An 18,653-nucleotide genomic window follows, 5' to 3' on the forward strand; every position below is an offset into this window, starting at 1 on the left:
TTCCAGAAGATTGTAAAATAAATATTTTCAATTCGGAATATTCCATCTCACATCAAAAAATCCCCCTGAAACCTCCACATTGGCGAGTGCCACTGCCCGGAAGATACAAGGGAATTCATTATATACATATACGTTTATAAACATAAGATTTTAAGCTAATAAGCTTCAAGCTCAAACAACCGTTTTTGATGGCGAGCAAGGGTCTCGTCAATCTGATGGAGCTGATCAGCAGTCGCATCTTTTCTAGTGTCCAGCAGTGAATCGATCTCGGCATACACACGGTTGATTTCGCGTTCTACATCTCTGGCCTGGAACAGATGTTGCAATTCAAGCAACGTATTTTTGTATTCATAGATCACTCGGGTGTTCTCCCCGGTCTTCTCCACAATTTTGCGGACAGTGCCTTGAGCATAAACATACGTCATAGTGAACCCTTTATAAATCCGATGAACGACCCCGTCACCTCTAAAAGTCACAAAGAGCTTCCGGACAACGTTGGTCAGATGCAGATTCACCAGGCGGCAAGATAACTCACAGATATAAAACCCTTCTATGCGGTCAAAAGGGAAATGCACTTCTTCTCCACTTACATCTCCCAGCACAACCTCCTGACAACCATTGTCCAACACCTTAACCCGGTGATGAAGCCTGCCGTCTTCTGTCATGCGCAAAAACTGATGCATCTGGGGTTCTGACAATTTTATAGTGGCCTTCACATACTCTGTGGCTAACCGCTGAGCCATACAAATCCCTCAATTCTTCCCCGATTGTTTTGCCTTCCTGCACATGTAGCAGTTATCTCAAAATTCTTCAGGCCGGCATGGCCGGTAATTTTGGTACTGTTGGCAATATGCACCTATGCTCATTATACACTACCCTAACGTTATTTTTCTCCAGACCCAGATGATGAATTCTCACGAAATCCCTTAAAAAACCGGATTAATCTGGATCTCATCAAAGATTCATTTAGCATACTCACTTTCCTGCACTAAAACGGTATACTATCTCGGTTATCCGTTAATTTCGTTGCTTTCTTCCTCATCAGAAGCACCCTCTGCATCCAGCACTGGTGCATACTTATCTATCTGAGCATGCCGGGTTATGATGTCCCATAACTCTTCTTTCCCCAATCCCTCTTCGGATGAAAACGGTACAAACAAATCCCCTGAACGAAGACCCAGTGACTCCTTAATGACTTTGATATGTTTGGCTCTGCGTGTTTTTGGAATCTTGTCCATCTTGGTCGCTACGACAACCAAAGGCAATCCGTTATGACGAAGCCACTCATTCATCATCTTGTCATCCTTGGATGGCTCATGTCTCATATCCACCATCTGCATGACCAGTTTCAATTCCTCGCGTCCGAGCAGGTATTTCTCCATCATTTTACCCCAGGCAAAACGCTGCTCTTTGGAAACTTTGGCGTAGCCATATCCCGGGAAATCGACGAAGTAGAGATCTTGATTAATTTTATAATAGTTGAGTTGCTGTGTCTTACCCGGAGTTGAGCTCGTCCGAGCCAAATTTTTACGATTGATCAAACGGTTGATCAGGGAAGATTTCCCAACATTGGAGCGTCCAGCCAAAGCAATCTCTGGCAGACCGTCCTCAGGGTATTGTTCAGGCCGAACGGCACTGATAATAAATTCAGATTGATTTACTTTCATATTGTATCTTTCCTCTCTTGAACGCCTGTGCTTATGCATCACCTGTTGAAGGTATTATGCCATGGATTGTTCTATCATACCAAAAAAACCGTTCCAGCGGACGCCGAAGCCTCCGCAGAACGGTCTAATCTTCATACGAACCTTTCGGATACGTGGATTACAGGTGAATTCCTGTCTGCTCAACAAGTGCATGCTGCAATACCTGATCCATATGGGCTACAGGGACAAACTCCACATCTTCCTTGATGCTGTCTGGAATGTCACGCAGGTCCCGTTCGTTATCCTTAGGCAATAATATTTTTTTATAGCCGGCACGATGGGCTGCCAGTGATTTCTCTTTCAGACCACCAATCGGCAGCACACGTCCACGCAGTGTTATTTCACCAGTCATCGCGATATCCTTGGACACATGTTTGTTCGTCAAGGCTGAGATTAACGCTGTTGCCATCGTAATCCCGGCAGATGGACCATCCTTCGGAATCGCTCCTTCCGGAACGTGGATATGGATATCGTTCTTCTCATGGAAGTCAGGCGAAATTCCAAGCTGTGTAGCTTTGGAACGGGTGTAACTGAATGCGGCTTGTGCCGATTCCTTCATGACATCTCCCAGTTTACCTGTGAGAGTCAATTTACCTGTTCCAGGCACAACAGTCACTTCAATGATAAGGGTATCCCCACCCACTTCAGTCCACGCCAGACCCGTTACGGTACCAATCTGATCTTCCAGTTCGGCCATACCATAACGGAACTTGCCAGGTCCAAGGTAGTCTTTGATCTCATCGGATGAGATGTTAATCTGACCTTCCACACCCGATACGATGTTCTTGGCAGCTTTCCGGCACAACGAAGCCATTTGCTGTTCCAGATTACGCACACCTGACTCCCGTGTATATTCACGAATTACACGCAACAACGCGTCATCCGGGATTTCCAACTGCTCTTCTTCCAGACCATGGTCCTGCTTCTGTTTGGGCAACAAATAGTTTTTCGCAATTTGCAGCTTCTCCAGTTCCGTATAACCAGGGATGTTGAGCATTTCCATCCGATCCAGCAATGGACGCGGAATATTGTGCACCGTGTTGGCAGTTGTTATAAACATAACGTTGGATAAGTCAAACGGCAATTCGACAAAATGATCACTAAACGTATTATTTTGTTCCGGATCAAGTACCTCAAGTAATGCTGCAGAAGGATCTCCGCGGAAATCTGAAGCCATCTTATCAATCTCGTCCAGCAGGAATACCGGGTTAAGTGAACCTGCCGTTTTCATCCCCTGGATGATACGCCCAGGCATAGCCCCTACATAGGTGCGTCGGTGACCACGAATCTCGGCTTCATCCCGCACGCCGCCAAGAGATATTCTTACAAACTCCCGACCCAGCGATCTGGCGATCGAACGAGCAAGTGATGTTTTACCGACCCCTGGAGGTCCAACCAGACAGAGAATTGGCCCTTTGAGTTTCTTGACGAGCTTCTGGACCGCCAGATATTCAAGCACACGTTCTTTCGGCTTTTCCAGTCCGTAATGATCTGCATTGAGCACATCTTCGGCTTTTTGGATATCCAGATCATCCGCTGTCATCTGACTCCAAGGAAGGCCAAGCAGCCAATCCACGTAGTTGCGAATGACTCCGCCCTCGGCTGAACTTGCAGGCATTTTCTCCAGTCGATCAATTTCTTTCTCGACCTTTTCTTTCACCTTGTCCGGCAAGCCGAGTTCTTCCATCTGAGTGCGAAGTTCCTCGACCTCACCCGCACGGCCTTCTTTTTCACCCAGTTCTTTCTGGATCGCTTTCATCTGCTCGCGCAAATAATATTCCTTCTGCGTTTTCTCCATCTGTTTCTTCACACGTTGGCTGATCTTGCGTTCAAGCTCCAGCACTTCGCGCTCATTGTTCAGGATATCCAGCAATTTCTCCAGACGTTCCCGAACGTCGATGGTCTCCAGAATTTCCTGTTTATCCTTGATCTTCAAGGACAGGTGACTTGTGATGACATCGGCCAGACGCCCTGGTTCTTCGATGTCAGACACCGCTGCGAGTGTCTCTGGTGTCACTTTTTTGGACAGATTAATATAATTCTCGAACTGGTTCAGAACGGTACGCATCAAGGCATCCGTCTCCGGATGGGTATTCTCCTCTTCAGGCAGCTCTTTAGCCAGTACTTCATAATATTCCTCGTTGTCCGTATATTCAATAATTTCAGCCCGTTCCAAGCCTTCAACGAGTACACGAATCGTACCGTTCGGAAGCTTCAGCATCTGTCTGACCTTGGCCACGGTTCCGATTCTGAAAATGTCCTCTTGTGTTGGTTCTTCAATATTTACTTCGGCTTGGGAACATAGGAGAATCAGATGTTCTTCTACCATCGCTTTTTCTAAAGCCTTGACCGATTTCTCCCGGCCCACATCGAGATGCAGTACCATACTCGGGTAGACGAGAAGTCCTCTTAAAGGCAGTAAAGGAAAACGACGACCTTTCGCTTTGCTCGGTCCCATCGCTTTCGCACCTCCAATGGCTCTCAGGTTGTAGTCATTCATTATTCTATCAAATGTTCACATAAAAAACCAATGAAGGGAAGCGCTTAGCAGCTTCCCGAATCTGTAACCTGTCCTGGACGAGGCACGTCCGCACGCAAATAGGAAGCGGATGCCGGTGGAAAAATCTCCGGTGAAGGTGCAACTGTCTCCTCTGCAAGCTTCGTTTGTTCCATCTGTTGTGATTCCGGAACCCAAGCGAACACTTCACGGAATACGTCCTGTACCGTATCTACCGGGATAACGCGCAAGCCATCCAGATTCTCAAAAATGGACTGCCAGTTCTCCGCGGGAATAATAACGGTCTTCGCTCCTGCCTGAAAGGCAGCCTCCACCTTGGCTAGCACGCCACCGATAGGCTTAACCCGACCATGAATACTGATCTCGCCAGTCATCGCTGTCTCATGATCCACAGGACGCCTCTGAATGGCTGATGTAATGGCAGTCGCCATGGCAATCCCGGCGGATGGACCATCAATAGGCGTCCCACCTGGGAAATTCACGTGTAAATCGTAATCATTCGGACGAATACCCATGGCTTTTAATACGGTTAACACATTTTCAACCGAGCCTTTGGCCATACTTTTTCGCCGGAGTGTACGCGAACCGCCTCCAATCTCTTCTTCATCCACAACGCCTGTAATGTTGATTCGGCCTTGATCTTTAAGAGCCGGAACAGCAGACACTTCAATCTCCAAAAGGGTTCCCATATTCGGTCCGTATACCGCCAAGCCGTTAACAAAACCCACCTGCGGCTGTGTAGGGACCTTCCGATCAGGCCGTGGCTGAATCTGACTGCTACCCGCCACCCACTCCACATCAGACGCCTGAAGCGTCTCACGCTTCTCTGTCAGCGCAAGTCCAGCAGCCAGCTGGATGATATTGACCGCTTCACGTCCATTGGTTGCATATCGCTTGACCACATCAACGGCATCCGGACATGGACTGAACCCTATTTTCTGAACAGCATCCTCTGCAATTCGCCCAATCTCCTCAGGCAACAGAGGACGGAAATAAACTTCCATGCAGCGGGAACGCAAAGCTGGTGGCAGTTCATGAGGCGAACGTGTCGTCGCTCCAACAAGGCGGAAATCGGCTGGTAGGCCATTTTGAAAAATATCGTGGATATAAGCAGGAGTATGCGTGTCTTCCGAGTTATAGTACGCACTCTCCAAAAACACCTTGCGATCCTCCAACACTTTCAACAGCTTATTCATCTGAATCGAATGTAATTCACCAATCTCATCAATAAAAAGCATTCCCCCGTGCGCTTTCGTCACAGCGCCCGGTTTTGGTTGGGGAATACCAGCAACGCCCATGGCTCCTGCTCCCTGATATATCGGATCATGAACCGAACCAATTAAGGGGTCCGCAATACCACGTTCATCAAAACGGGCTGTTGTTGCATCCAGCTCCGTGAATTTGGCGTCCGGTTTGAAAGGAGAAGATGGATTCTTCTTAGCCTCTTCCAATACAACCCTTGCGGCAGCTGTCTTCCCGACTCCGGGAGGGCCATAAATGATAACATGTTGCGGATTCGCACTGCATAATGCAGCTTTAAGGGCACGCAACCCATCTTTTTGCCCAACAATATCGTTAATGGTAGCTGGACGCGTCTTCTCCGACAGCGGCTTGGTGAGTGAGATCGAACGCAGCTTGCGCAGCTTCTCCAGTTCCTTGCGAGATTCACGCTCCACGGCACTGCGGTTCGTTTTCTGGCCACGCAACAGGTTCCAGAAATACAAACCAATCACCACTCCAAAAAATAACTGAATCAACATGATGACCATACCAAATTCCATGTCTTCACATCCTCCTATTTTGTCGCTATTCTCATATGAGATCATGCTAATACTTGGTAGTATAGCCTTTTCAACGCGACGTAAACGGGCGATGCGGAATTTGTATCCGAGAAAATAAAAAGCCCGCCATCGCTGGCGAGCTTTTGTTGTAACAAGATATGAATCAATCAGTGCGAACGACCAGGAATAACACCTGTCTCTTCGTAGGCTTCGACGATTTTGTCGATCTCTTTTTTTAATTCCTCAACCATGATTTCTTCAGGCACTTTACGGATCATCTTGCCGTGACGGAACAAGAGACCTTCTCCACGAGCACCGGCAATCCCGATATCCGCTTCTTTGGCCTCACCTGGACCATTAACCGCACAACCCAACACCGATACTTTAATCGGCACCTTCAGTTTGGAGATATACTCTTCCACTTCGTTGGCAATGGAGAACAGGTCGATATCCAAACGTCCACACGTTGGGCAGGAGATCAATGTGGCTGCATTTGTAATGAGTCCAAATGTTTTGAGCAGATCACGAGCGACTTTGATTTCTTCTACCGGGTCCGCACTCAGTGAGATCCGCATCGTTGAACCAATACCCATGGAGAGCAAGGCTCCCATACCTGCGGAGCTTTTGATCGTACCGGAGAACAATGTACCCGCTTCGGTAATCCCGAGATGCAACGGATACGGAATGATTTGAGCTGCTTTGGTATATGCCTCAATTGCCATCGGCACATCCGATGCTTTGAGAGACACGATGATATCATGGAAATCAAGCTCTTCCAAAATACCAATGTGATACAATGCACTTTCTACCATAGCGTCTGCCGTAGGATACCCATACTTCTCAAGAAGATGGTTTTCCAGAGAGCCTGCATTTACTCCGATCCGGATCGGAATACCGCGGTCTTTACAAGCCTTAACCACTTCTTCCACTTTAGCACGTTTACCGATGTTCCCTGGGTTAATCCGTACTTTATCAATGCCGTTCTCAATCGCAAGTAAAGCCAGCTTATAGTTGAAATGAATGTCCGCTACGAGCGGTATATTAATGCGTTTTTTGATTTCCTTGATGGCTGCGGCAGCTTCCTCATTATTCACCGTAACACGTACAATTTGACAACCCGCTTCTTCCAGTCGCAGAATCTCTGCAACCGTTGCTTCAACGTCTGCCGTTTTGGTTGTACACATACTTTGGATAATGACTTCGTTACTGCCACCGATCGTTACGTTTCCCACTTTCACGGGACGTGTATCCTGTCTTAAATACATGAGTGATTTCTCTCCCCACAACGTCAAAGCTCCACCCTGACAGAGACATGAATTCGCCTTCTGCCAAAGTGGAGAACTGACAAGTCTATATTTCAGAGTTCAACGGGATTCAGGCCTTTATTAGGCGCTCTCTTCCTGCTTATCGTCCTTCGATTGGCTTAGTTCAGGCACGACTCTTTTCTCAACAACTTCTTCGGTAATGACACAGTTCGTAACATCTTCACGTGAAGGCACTTCATACATGATTTCCAGCATGATACCTTCAATGATGGCACGCAATCCACGTGCACCTGTGTTACGTTTAATTGCTTCTTTTGCAATCGCAAGCAATGCAGCTGGTTCAAAGACCAGATTCACATTATCCAGCTCAAGCAGTTTTTGGTACTGTTTGGTAAGCGCGTTTTTTGGTTCGGAAAGGATCCGTACCAGCGTATCTTCATCCAGCGGCTCCAAAGTGGAGATGACTGGCAGACGGCCTACAAATTCCGGAATCAGACCAAATTTCAGCAAATCTTCCGGCAATACCATACCCAGGTATTCACCTGGTTTCAGATCTTTTTGTTCAGAAACGGTATTAAAGCCAATGACTTTTTTACCAATTCGGCGTTTGATCATTTGCTCCAGACCATCAAAGGCACCGCCGCAAATGAACAGGATGTTCGTTGTATCGATCTGAATGAATTCTTGATGAGGGTGTTTACGACCACCTTGTGGTGGTACAGAAGCCACAGTTCCTTCAAGAATTTTCAAGAGAGCCTGTTGCACACCTTCGCCCGATACATCACGAGTAATGGATGGGTTTTCGGATTTACGCGCTACTTTATCAATCTCATCGATATAAATAATGCCACGCTCTGCTTTTTCCACATCATAATCAGCAGCTTGAATCAGTTTGAGCAGGATGTTCTCTACATCCTCACCCACATAACCAGCTTCAGTTAATGACGTAGCATCAGCAATAGCAAAAGGAACATTCAAAATTTTTGCCATCGTTTGCGCAAGCAACGTTTTACCAGAACCTGTTGGTCCTAACAGCAAAATGTTACTCTTTGACAATTCAACGTCTTCAATTTTGCTCTGTGTGTTGATCCGTTTGTAGTGATTATACACTGCAACAGACAATGATTTTTTCGCTTGTTCCTGTCCAATAACATATTGATCCAGAATATTACGAATTTCTTTTGGTTTCGGAATATCTTTCAGGTCTACTTCTTCATCATGACCAAGTTCTTCCTCAACGATTTCGGTGCAAAGTTCGATACATTCATCACAAATGTACACGCCTGGTCCAGCGACCAACTTGCGTACCTGCTCCTGAGATTTACCGCAAAAAGAGCATTTCAGTTGCCCTTTCTCATCGTTAAATTTAAACATGAAACCACCCCTTTAGGAATTGATCGGTCTACTGAGCACCTGGTCAATAATGCCGTACGTCTTGGCTTCTTCAGCGCTCATGAAGAAGTCACGGTCTGTATCCCGCTCAATTTTCTCAAGAGGCTGACCCGTACGATCGACGTATATTTGATTCAGTTTCTGACGTGTTTTAATAATCCATTCTGCGTGTATCTTAATATCCGCAGCCTGTCCTTGAATGCCGCCAAGCGGCTGATGAATCATTACTTCGCTGTTTGTCAGCGCATATCTCTTGCCAGGTGCACCGGCTGTCAGCAATAACGAGCCCATGCTTGCTGCCATCCCTACGCAAATGGTAGATACATCCGGCTTGATAAATTGCATCGTATCGTATATACCCATCCCTGCGGTGACAGAACCACCAGGTGAGTTAATGTACAAGCTGATATCCTTCTCAGGATCGTCGGCTGCCAAAAACAAAAGCTGTGCTATGACAAGATTGGCTACATCGTCATCAATCGCACTGGTTAGAAAGATAATGCGATCTTTCAGCAAACGTGAATATATATCGTAAGACCGCTCGCCTCGATTGGTTTGTTCTATAACCATTGGCACCAGACTCATGAGACCAACCTCTTTTCTACATGTAATTAGACATAGGCCACCTGTAAAGCAAACCCAAATTCATTCTAACACTTTCCTGTGACAATGTCATTTTTCACAAGAGGGGTCAGACATCGTTTGTTTACTTTTTTAGCCTGATCATATTTAACCATGTTTTCTATGTATGTGCAAATTGAAGCCATCCTATGCCGTCTTGCCGGTTTTTATTTGCATGAAGTACATAGGTATGTAAAAAGTGTACGTGGATCAATAAAATTAGTGTTCATCCATATACTTACTTCATTTTCTATAAAATGGATGTAACAATTTAAAAATAAGGCACGCAATAATTCACGTGCCTTATCGTTTATTCAACTGACAAGTTGATAACAGCTTGTCTTATTTTTCGTCAGCTTCTGCAACAACTTCTTCAGCTGGAGCTTCAACAGGTTCAACAACTGTGCTGTTCTCAACAAGAACGTCAATCGTTTTACGCAGTTTCACTTCATCGCGAAGGCTGTCCAGGGAACCATTACCCTCGAGGATGCCACGGATCTCATCAGCAGGACGCTTGTAAGATTCAGCCATTTTTTCGAGTTCTTGATTCACTTCTTCGTCAGACACTTCAATGTTTTCCGCTTTACCTACAGCTTCAAGCACCAGGTTGTTGCGAACACGTTTGGAAGCATCTTCTTGCATTTGTCCTCTCAGGTCAGCTTGAGTCTGGCCAGAGAAGCTCAGGAACATTTCAAGGTTCATTCCTTGATTTTTCAGACGGTTGTCGAAATCACGCATCATGTTCTGTACTTCGCTGTCAACCATTGCAGCAGGAATGTCCACTTCAGCGTTCTCAGCCACTTTTTCCACAACTGCATTTTCAGTAGCAGCTTTGGCTTCGTCAGCTTTACGGGATTCCAATTGTGTTTTCAGGTCAGCTTTGTACTCTTCAAGTGTGTCGAATTCGCTAACATCTTTAGCAAACTCATCATCCAATGCAGGAAGTTGTTTGCGTTTGATTTCGTGAATTTTCACTTTGAATACCGCTTGTTTGCCAGCAAGTTCTGCTGCATGGTAGCTCTCTGGGAAAGTCACTTCTACGTCTTTGAAGTCACCTGTGGACAGACCCACAACTTGTTCTTCAAATCCAGGAATGAATGTGTTGGAACCCAGTTCCAGGGAATAACGCTCAGCTTGTCCACCTTCGAAAGGTACACCATCAACGGAACCGTCGAAGTCGATTACTGCAACGTCACCGTTAGCAGCGGAACCTTCGTCAATTACAACGAGTTCAGCGTGACGTTGTTGAAGACGCTCAAGTTCTTCAGTCACTTCTGCGTCAGTTACTTCACCTTTTGCTACAGCAACTTCGATTCCTTTGTACTCACCAAGAGTAACTTCAGGTTTCACAGTTACTTTTGCTTTGAATTTGAACGTTTCGCCTTTAGCGAATTGTTCAACATCTACGTCAGGACGATCAACCGGGAAGATATCCGTTTGGTCGATTGCTTCTGTATAGGCTTCAGGAAGCAAAATGTCGATTGCTTCTTGATAAAGGCTCTCTACACCAAAACGCGCTTCGAAGATGGAACGTGGTACTTTACCTTTACGGAATCCAGGTACGTTTGCTTGTTTAACCACTTTATTAAAAGCTTTGTCGAGTGCTGCAGTTACACGATCTGCATCCACTTCAACCTCAAGAACCCCAAGGTTCTTCTCTATCTTTTCCCAAGTTGCTTTCATTGTATACTTTCCCCTCCAAAATTCACATGTTCACGTAGGCAATCACGTACAAAATAACCATTTTAGTATAAACAAGATTAGATTCTTTTTCAAGGGGAATCCCTTGATACAGTTTAAGGAAAACGTTTCCGGCCTCGATTAACCATCCAAACCGGCAGATACAAATTGTTTCATGGAACGATAAGCCTGTTCCAGTCGAAAGCGCATCGCGCCTGTCACAGCATACATTGAGCGGGTATTTTCCTCATCATGAGAACCACCCAGACTGTCTGCAACGGTCATATGTAGAGCTGCTGCCCATATATCTGTCATGGAATCATTTTCTTCCAGCATCGATACATAATCACGGGTTCCATACACCGCCATGACATATTGTATCCACAGTTCCTGGGCAAAATAAAAGAGCGTAGGTTCATGAACCTCCGTCTGATCTGCCACTCGTTCCAGAATCTGAACGATTTGGATTGGGAATTCCTCTGGTCTAAGAGGCACGGTGTCGATCTCGACTTCAACCTGCTCTTCGCCTCTCGTAAACAGGATCATACCTTGAACACCTCGGCGACGCAAGGTTTGCAGCACCCGGAATTGAAGCAGAGGGTGAAGCGACTTATCTTTTAACCAACTCGTAAGTGCCTCGTCAATCTTCGGCAGATCAAGATAGGCCAGCTGCTCCAAAGCCAGCATCGTCTGTTCAGACAGAGGCTCCTCCATCACTGTGCGAAGCATCTTATCTGCATAGCCATCATCCTGTTCAAGCTTCATTCGGGCATGATGCCGTGCCATGTCTTCCTCACTAATCTCTTCTTCCTCTTCTCGTTCATCAAGAACGGCAGGCAAGGTTTCTTCATATTGAGGAAACGCAGCCTGAAGCCATTCGAGCAGGGCCCGCCATTCATCATAGTGGCGCTCTTCCTGTCCCTGACATTGCAGCAAAAAGTGAAGCAATTTCATCGCTTCACCATACCGTTCATTTTCAAGCATAACTGTCAATTGAATCTGGTAATAGTCCAGCGTCTTAGGAAACAGCACAATATTGTTGTTATGCTCGGTTTCCGGGGTCGTGGATTCCTTAATGGGAGCACCTCCTCTATATCCTGAATCTCCAGTCGGAATCAACATAAATAGATGTATATATTAAAACGATTGTTGATCTATTTTCTGAGTTCTCCTGATATTCTAACATAACCTTAAATATAATGAAAAAAACGTTACTGCCGCCAAATATCATATACGAAAAATAGTTTAAAATAAAATGCTTGATATTCCTGTATGCATATGATAAAATCAATTTTGCTTGAAAAAAATCATGTCTCAGTAGCTCAGCTGGATAGAGCAACGCCCTTCTAAGGCGTCGGTCGGGGGTTCGAATCCCTCCTGGGACGTATTAAAAGAAGCTTCCTTCGGGAAGCTTTTTTTGCGTTCTGGGGATGAGAACCCCTATGGTTCGTCGAAGCATCCGCTTCGTTAGCACCACTTCGCAGTCTCGACTGCAAGGAGAGTATCCCTCCTGGGACGTATTAAAAGAAGTTTCCTTCGGGAAGCTTTTTTTGCGTTCTGGGGATGAGAACCCCTATGGTTCGTCGAAGCATTCGCTTCGTTACATGTCTATGTCGCTTCATCAAAATGTTTGCATTAGCTCATTTCATGGGTGACCATGTCTCAGTATCGATGTTCTAACGAACATCGGACACTTTATTTGACCCAAATTCAGCATTGTGGAATTCTAACGAATCTCAGAGAGCTTATTTCACCATTCCGGGGTGTTAACTCACTTATTTGCGCTTCATAGCCAGATTAACATCGCTGAGGTTCGTTAGAATCTGAAAATAGCGATTTTACCCATTATAAGACCTCGTGGATTCGTTAGAGTTCATAGGCTAGTCAAGGCACCCACGGTCCATTGGGTGTTTTTTCATTTCATTGCTCAATATTGACATAGAATGTTATGCTTACGGAGTGGATTATGTACCAATCCATACATATTAACTTCTTAGGAAACAGGAGATTTTATCAATGTCATCTTCATTACAGCAGCACTCATCTATCCATACCGAGGAAGAACATTCTTCGACATCCAAAAGATTCGGCCTGTTGTTAGCAGGCATTATCGTCATCGCCGCTACCATGAGATCACCGATTACAGCAACCGGACCTGTAGTGGAGATGATCCGCTCAGATACAGGTATCGGCCATACAATGGTCGGGCTTCTGACCTCACTTCCTTTGCTTGCCTTTGCAGCTGTCTCTCCTTTTGCACCACGCCTAGCCAAGCGTTTAGGACTCGAATCTGCTCTGCTATTGGCTGTTATGATTGTAACCATTGGGGTGGCCTTACGCTTGTTGCCTTCCGTTCTCTCCTTATATGCAGGAACTGCAATTTTGGGGTGCGGCATTGCATTTAGCAACGTGCTTTTGCCAAGTTTGATCAAACGTGATTTTCCATTGCGGATAGGTATCGTCACCGGATTATACTCTGTATCCATGAATATATTTGGCGCCATCGCCTCAGGTGTGAGTGTACCCGTAGCAGGAGCCACTTCTATGGGTTGGCGTGCTTCGTTAGGCATGTGGGCCTTGTTGTCCATATTGGCGCTTCTCTTGTGGCTCCCCCAGATCGCCGCAGGACGTCAGCGAATGTTATTCATAGCCACCCAGAGTGCAGGGACGCCTGTACGTCTACGGACCTCTTCCCTGGCCTGGTTCATTACTTTATTTATGGGTCTGCAATCTCTAATATTCTATACAACGATTACCTGGCTTCCCGAGATTCTCGCTGAGCAAGGATTCAGCCCCACCTCAGCAGGGTGGATGCTCTCACTAATGCAGTTGGTTAGTGTCCCGGCTACCTTTATCGTTCCGATCCTCGCCGGCCGAACACGAGATCAGCGTGTTCTAACCGCGATAACGTGCTCTTCTTTGATAGTCGGGTATGCATTATTGTTAAGTGGCATCGCTTCGCTCGTTACCATTGGTGTCACGTTGGCAGGAATAGGTGCTGGAGCTTCATTTGGCATGGTAACGATGTTCTTCGTCCTTCGCACAAAAGATGCCAGACAAGCTGCCAGCCTGTCCGGTATGGCCCAGTCCTTCGGATATATGCTGGCCGCAGTGGGACCTCTATTGTTTGGCATGCTTCATGACTGGACAAAAGGATGGACACTTCCATTGCTAATCCAGGTCATTCTGGCCATCGCTTTGCTAATCGCAGGGATTCAGGCCAGCAAAAATAGAATGATCGGTTAGTCACACAACTCATATATAAAAAAACAAAACGGCCTCCATCCTGAAAATCAGGATGGAGGCCGTATATGCATAGAACAATTCCTTCATTAATTTATTCAATTTTAATCAATTTCAATGAGGAATGAACTCACTTCACTTTTACCTTAATCGTGTCTGTGCTGGTAACTCCGGCAGAGTTAATTAACTCTGCCCGATACGTATACGTGCCCGATGCTTTCCCGGACAGTGTAGTCACAGCACTTTGCGCATAAGGTGTAGCCGAACGGAGTTCTTGCGTATCGATCAACTTATCATTTTCATAGAGACGATACTCTGTAGCGTTGGTCCCCCACCACAGGTTCATGGTCACCTTATAATAGCCGTCGCCATCCCAGTTATCGTGAGAGAGAACCGCTTTGCCTGGCGTTGCGTTGGTAACCCGAACAGTCAACGTTTGACTACGCGTTGTTCCCTTGTCGTTAGTCAGCTCAGCCACGTACGTATACGTGCCATTGGCTTTGCCCGTGATCTTCGTCTGAGCAAACTGCGCCCAAGGTGCGTTGTAAGTCAACTTTTGCGTATCAACCAAAACCCCGTCCTCATATAACTTGTAGCTAGTTGCGTTCTCGCCCCACCACAGGTTCATTGTAACGATATACGCGCCCTCTGGTAAGCCGTTGCCTACCCAGTTATTGTGAGACAATACAGGCGTACCTGGGGCCTTAGTTGCCGGAGTTTCTGGTTCGGTCTCCACGGCTTCCAATTTCAGTGCCGTATTGGCTGTACCCGAAAGCCCCTGTTGGTCTTTTACCGTAAGTTCAACAGCATACTCGCCTGCTTCAATTCCCTCCAAAGGAAGGCTGAAGGTACCATCAGCTTGTACTTCAAAGACTCCTTCTTTATAAACCGAACCATCCTCTTTTTTCACAACATACGTTGCTTCCAGGGAAGCGGCCGGATCAAACGTGATGTCCCACCCGCTGGCAAGCGCAGGTGCTACACGGAAGTACAAGTCTTCCACGCTACCATTAAGAACAGCAGACTCATCCTCTTTGAACTCCAACGCTTCTGGTGCAGTTACAGCCGGAGCTGTCTTTTTCACCAAAAATGGCGAAGTGTCTTCCTTATAGGTTTTGCCGTCCGTACCAATAGTAGTGATATCAACGGTGTATAAACCATCCGGAATCTCTGTCACTTCATCAGTTGTGTAATCCGCATATGTGCCGTCCCAGGCAAGATTATATCTTGCGTTAGCATTGAAATTATAATAGTTACCGAAAATGGAACCGATATAACCATCTTGATAATATCCACCTTCCGGATTAAGACCATCAAAAATCTCAATCAGGGCGAATGTCATCGGATTGTAGAATTCCATCGCTACATTAAGTGTATCCAACGTACCATCAGCCTTCAATGGATAGTGAAAAGGATTTTTTTCAGTGCCTTTTACGGTTTCAATATATTTAACTCCACTCAACGTAACGTTGAAATGAGCAACATATGGCACAGTAAATGTATTGGTTCCGTTCGAGAACTCAATGTATCCTTGTGCTTCTGTAGTCGCAGTAACCCCTCGTGGAACGGTAATTGTCACTGCAAGCTCTTCCTCACCATTCAGTGTGAAGGAACTCTTGTCTACCTCAACGGATACACCAGCAACATTACGAGTTGGATTCACATTTACGGTGTAATCCCCTCCACTGCCATTCCGCGCTTCAACTTTAATCGTTTTGGTAATCGTCTTTTCATCTGTGCTCAGGAAATTACCGTAGTTGATGCTTCCGGTGATATTTTCCTTTTCAATAACAGCGCCACTTTCGGTGTACTGAGTTACATCAAGCACCTTGACAAAAGCAACAGGGTCAATAGTATTCACAGCCTGAATACGGCCAGCACCTTGATCAAATACATCAAATTGGGTTGTATCCAACACTTTACTATTGTTCATCAGCGCAACTTTGATATCAAATGGCGTCCATTCCGGATGCTTCTCGATCAGCAGCGCAATCAAACCTGCTACATGAGGTGTAGCCATACTTGTACCTGATTTACGATCATAAGCCTGTGCGTAATCTGCGTCTGGCTCATCCTTGCCGTAGGCAGGAATCGTAGACAGAATGCTTGTACCTGGTGCAACAATATCCGGTTTGATGTCAAGTGTTACCTTGGCAGGTCCGCGGGAACTGGATGAATTCATTTCATCACCCGGCGTTTGGCTGCGTTCAAAATCACTAAAGCTTACTTCAACGGCTTGGCCTGCGTCCAACTCAGCCTTGATCACATCCCCATCTTCCTTGGACATGCTCAGTGTTGGAATGAGTTCAAAGTTATCGCCCAGACTCACACCGATTGGACCCGGAATGTTGTTATATACAATAACAGCCAAGGCTCCGGCTGCTTTAGCATTGGCGATTTTCTCTACAAATGCGATTTCACCACGCTGTATTAATGCCACTTTACCTGTAAAATCCTGACCTTCAAAATCAGTTGGCTTACCCAGTGCTGCATATTCAAGCTCATATTTCCCTGTCAAAACAGTTTCAGGGTCTGCCGACAGGCTCCATCCCATCAGATCCAGACGGTAAACCGACTCAGTAATAGCCAGTGGAGCTTCAGTCGGAGCAACTACATACTCTTCTTCCACAGGGGCAGCTTCAGGAGAAGCTGCAACGGGTGCAGAAGGTGATACAGATGGAGTATTTTCTTCCGTTGTAGCTTCTTCTACATTCGGAACTTCAGCTTCGTTAGAAACTGTGTCCTCCACAGCTGCTGCACTTTCCTCATCAACCGTTGCGGGTACACCTTGCTCTGAACCTTCAGGCTCTTCTGTTCCAGGTGCCGTACCCAGTTCAGGAGATTGTTCAACCTCTGGCACCGGTTGTTGTTCAGGTTGTGCCTCTTCGCCTTCCTCACCAATCCAGAAGTGAGTATCCGCTGTAATGAGCTGACTAGGACCTGTTGAGTTACCTACCGTAATCGCCATCGCAGACGCCCCTGGAGAACCAAGTGTATAACGGTTAGGTCCGTCATTGCCACTGGCAACTACTGCTGTCACACCAGACAGCATCGCATTATTCAGGGCTACCGAGGTAATATAACTTGGATCATTAGCGGCATTCCCCAAAGAGAGATTAATTATATCCATGCCATCTTCAACGGAACGATCAATTCCGCCGAGCACCCATGAGGTTTGACCACTACCATACGGCCCAAGTACACGGTATGCATAGATATCTGCTTCAGGAGCAACGCCAACAATCCCGTAATCCCCTGCTTCACGAGCAGCAATGGTACCGGCTACATGCGTACCGTGGGATGTGTAAAAGGCACTTCCCCTTTCGTTAAACTCAGGTTCCCCTGAACTTTTCCATTCTTGATACGTTGCTTCATACGGATCATTGTCGTTACCAACAAAGTCCCATCCGCCTTTGTAAGCTTCCTGCAAATTAGGATGCTCATAGTCAATCCCTGTATCGATGACACCCACTTTGATGCCATTTCCTTTGTAACCCAGATCCCATACTTCAGGTGCACCAATAAAAGGTGCTGTGTCTTTCATGTACGGGTTCACTTCATCTGTCTCAGGCGCTATTGTAAATTCAAGGTCAGGATATACGCTGACCACGCCAGGTATTTGAAGCAATTGTCCCACCTGGTTTCCTTTAAGCTCAATCGCTACACCATTTAGGGCATATGCATATTCTTCCAATACTTCATGTTTGATTTTCTTCTGAGTGAGGCTATGTACAAATGACTGTTGTTGTTGCTCAACTTGAGTCACAGCCTTTGTTTCCATAGAGGAGGTAAAAGATTTTCCGGAGAGGGTTGATTCACCTTGCGCTACTGCAACAGGTTTATTGGAAAGCTCAACGATCACGCGGGTGTTCTCTCCACCCAGGCCTTCCAAGCTTTTATCCAAAAATGGATCTGCGGCAAGTTTGGCTTCCCGCCCTGCAAGAATTTCTCTCCATTGTTTGGCTTCGGCTGTACTCGGTAAGTTTTCAAGCTGAATAACTGAATCTGCGGGAGCGGCTCCAGCCGCGGGGAGAATAATGGAAAAGACCATCAGAACACTTAATAAAGTGGATATCAATCGTTTACTCAAGGCTTTGCCCCTCCTTTTAAATGTGAATACGTCACCAAATGATGGGTTCCTGCTGTTTGTGCGTACTGCAATACACACTCCAATTTCACCACCTATCTGCAAGAAGTTTGACCCTTGGTAAATTATTCTATCAAAATACCACATTTTCCTTCTAAATACTTACAAATATGATATAGAAATTACTTATATGGGTCTTGAGTACGATAAAAATATCCATTTGTAATTATTTGTCGTTTGAATATTTCATTTTTAAAATAATGCATCAAAAAAAGACCAAGAGCCTCTTTAGCCGAAAGAGATTCCTGGTGTATAGGGGAAGCGTGGTTAGCATACAAAGGATCTTGATAATTCGTTTAA

The 18,653-nt window shown here is 45.9% G+C and carries 11 protein-coding genes and 1 tRNA gene; 2 read left to right on the forward strand and 10 right to left on the reverse strand.

From position 1 onward, the window contains the following. Positions 1 to 155 precede the first annotated feature (155 nt). From ACETMN_RS26775 to ACETMN_RS26815, 9 genes are all read right to left on the reverse strand, one after another. Positions 156 to 743, reverse strand: coding sequence for a non-ribosomal peptide synthetase module (locus ACETMN_RS26775; protein ID WP_411735362.1), 588 nt, complete (start codon positions 741 to 743; stop codon positions 156 to 158). Positions 744 to 1,010: 267 nt separating this feature from the next. Continuing rightward, a complete protein-coding gene (gene yihA, locus ACETMN_RS26780; protein ID WP_213016945.1) occupies positions 1,011 to 1,667 on the reverse strand; it encodes a ribosome biogenesis GTP-binding protein YihA/YsxC in 657 nt (218 codons plus the stop codon). A gap of 157 nt (positions 1,668 to 1,824) precedes the next feature. After that, on the reverse strand, positions 1,825 to 4,164 hold the full coding sequence (lon, locus tag ACETMN_RS26785) for an endopeptidase La (RefSeq protein WP_091011872.1): 2,340 nt from the start codon (positions 4,162 to 4,164) through the stop codon (positions 1,825 to 1,827). Positions 4,165 to 4,250: 86 nt separating this feature from the next. Then, the gene (gene lonB, locus ACETMN_RS26790) at positions 4,251 to 6,005 is read right to left on the reverse strand and encodes an ATP-dependent protease LonB (protein ID WP_411735363.1); all 1,755 of its coding nucleotides are present in this window, start codon (positions 6,003 to 6,005) and stop codon (positions 4,251 to 4,253) included. Positions 6,006 to 6,172: 167 nt separating this feature from the next. Then, complete coding sequence (gene ispG / locus ACETMN_RS26795) at positions 6,173 to 7,270, reverse strand: flavodoxin-dependent (E)-4-hydroxy-3-methylbut-2-enyl-diphosphate synthase (protein WP_091011869.1); 1,098 nt, start codon at positions 7,268 to 7,270, stop codon at positions 6,173 to 6,175. A 120-nt stretch (positions 7,271 to 7,390) separates the two neighbouring features. Further along, entirely contained in the window at positions 7,391 to 8,644 is a 1,254-nt protein-coding gene (clpX, locus tag ACETMN_RS26800; RefSeq protein ID WP_036605887.1) for an ATP-dependent protease ATP-binding subunit ClpX, read from the reverse strand. A 12-nt stretch (positions 8,645 to 8,656) separates the two neighbouring features. Then, positions 8,657 to 9,247, reverse strand: coding sequence for an ATP-dependent Clp endopeptidase proteolytic subunit ClpP (gene clpP / locus ACETMN_RS26805; protein WP_036605886.1), 591 nt, complete (start codon positions 9,245 to 9,247; stop codon positions 8,657 to 8,659). A 378-nt stretch (positions 9,248 to 9,625) separates the two neighbouring features. Beyond that, positions 9,626 to 10,966, reverse strand: coding sequence for a trigger factor (gene tig, locus ACETMN_RS26810; protein ID WP_091011867.1), 1,341 nt, complete (start codon positions 10,964 to 10,966; stop codon positions 9,626 to 9,628). Positions 10,967 to 11,104: 138 nt separating this feature from the next. Then, positions 11,105 to 12,085 carry a hypothetical protein gene (locus ACETMN_RS26815; protein WP_411735364.1) on the reverse strand — a complete coding sequence of 327 codons (981 nt, stop codon included), beginning with the start codon at positions 12,083 to 12,085 and terminating at the stop codon, positions 11,105 to 11,107. A gap of 189 nt (positions 12,086 to 12,274) precedes the next feature. Here ACETMN_RS26815 and ACETMN_RS26820 point away from each other — a divergent pair. Continuing rightward, positions 12,275 to 12,348, forward strand: a tRNA-Arg gene (locus ACETMN_RS26820). 631 nt (positions 12,349 to 12,979) lie between these two features. Beyond that, a complete protein-coding gene (locus ACETMN_RS26825; protein WP_091011865.1) occupies positions 12,980 to 14,209 on the forward strand; it encodes a CynX/NimT family MFS transporter in 1,230 nt (409 codons plus the stop codon). A gap of 127 nt (positions 14,210 to 14,336) precedes the next feature. Here ACETMN_RS26825 and ACETMN_RS26830 read toward each other — a convergent pair whose 3' ends face one another. Further along, on the reverse strand, positions 14,337 to 18,296 hold the full coding sequence (locus ACETMN_RS26830; protein WP_411735365.1) for a S8 family serine peptidase: 3,960 nt from the start codon (positions 18,294 to 18,296) through the stop codon (positions 14,337 to 14,339). Positions 18,297 to 18,653 lie beyond the last annotated feature (357 nt).

It is taken from the genome of Paenibacillus sp. M2 (assembly GCF_046713495.1).
GTDB lineage: Bacteria > Bacillota > Bacilli > Paenibacillales > Paenibacillaceae > Paenibacillus > Paenibacillus amylolyticus_B.

Excerpts from the sequence above, each read along its gene's own strand:
- lon (WP_091011872.1), bottom strand. The coding sequence starts at position 4,164 with ATGGGACCGAGCAAAGCGAAAGGTCGTCGTTTTCCTTTACTGCCTTTA.
- ACETMN_RS26815 (WP_411735364.1), bottom strand. The coding sequence starts at position 12,085 with ATGTTGATTCCGACTGGAGATTCAGGATATAGAGGAGGTGCTCCCATT.
- tig (WP_091011867.1), bottom strand. The coding sequence starts at position 10,966 with ATGAAAGCAACTTGGGAAAAGATAGAGAAGAACCTTGGGGTTCTTGAG.
- clpX (WP_036605887.1), bottom strand. The coding sequence starts at position 8,644 with ATGTTTAAATTTAACGATGAGAAAGGGCAACTGAAATGCTCTTTTTGC.
- ACETMN_RS26775 (WP_411735362.1), bottom strand. The coding sequence starts at position 743 with ATGGCTCAGCGGTTAGCCACAGAGTATGTGAAGGCCACTATAAAATTG.
- yihA (WP_213016945.1), bottom strand. The coding sequence starts at position 1,667 with ATGAAAGTAAATCAATCTGAATTTATTATCAGTGCCGTTCGGCCTGAA.
- clpP (WP_036605886.1), bottom strand. The coding sequence starts at position 9,247 with ATGAGTCTGGTGCCAATGGTTATAGAACAAACCAATCGAGGCGAGCGG.
- ispG (WP_091011869.1), bottom strand. The coding sequence starts at position 7,270 with ATGTATTTAAGACAGGATACACGTCCCGTGAAAGTGGGAAACGTAACG.
- lonB (WP_411735363.1), bottom strand. The coding sequence starts at position 6,005 with ATGGAATTTGGTATGGTCATCATGTTGATTCAGTTATTTTTTGGAGTG.
- ACETMN_RS26825 (WP_091011865.1), top strand. The coding sequence starts at position 12,980 with ATGTCATCTTCATTACAGCAGCACTCATCTATCCATACCGAGGAAGAA.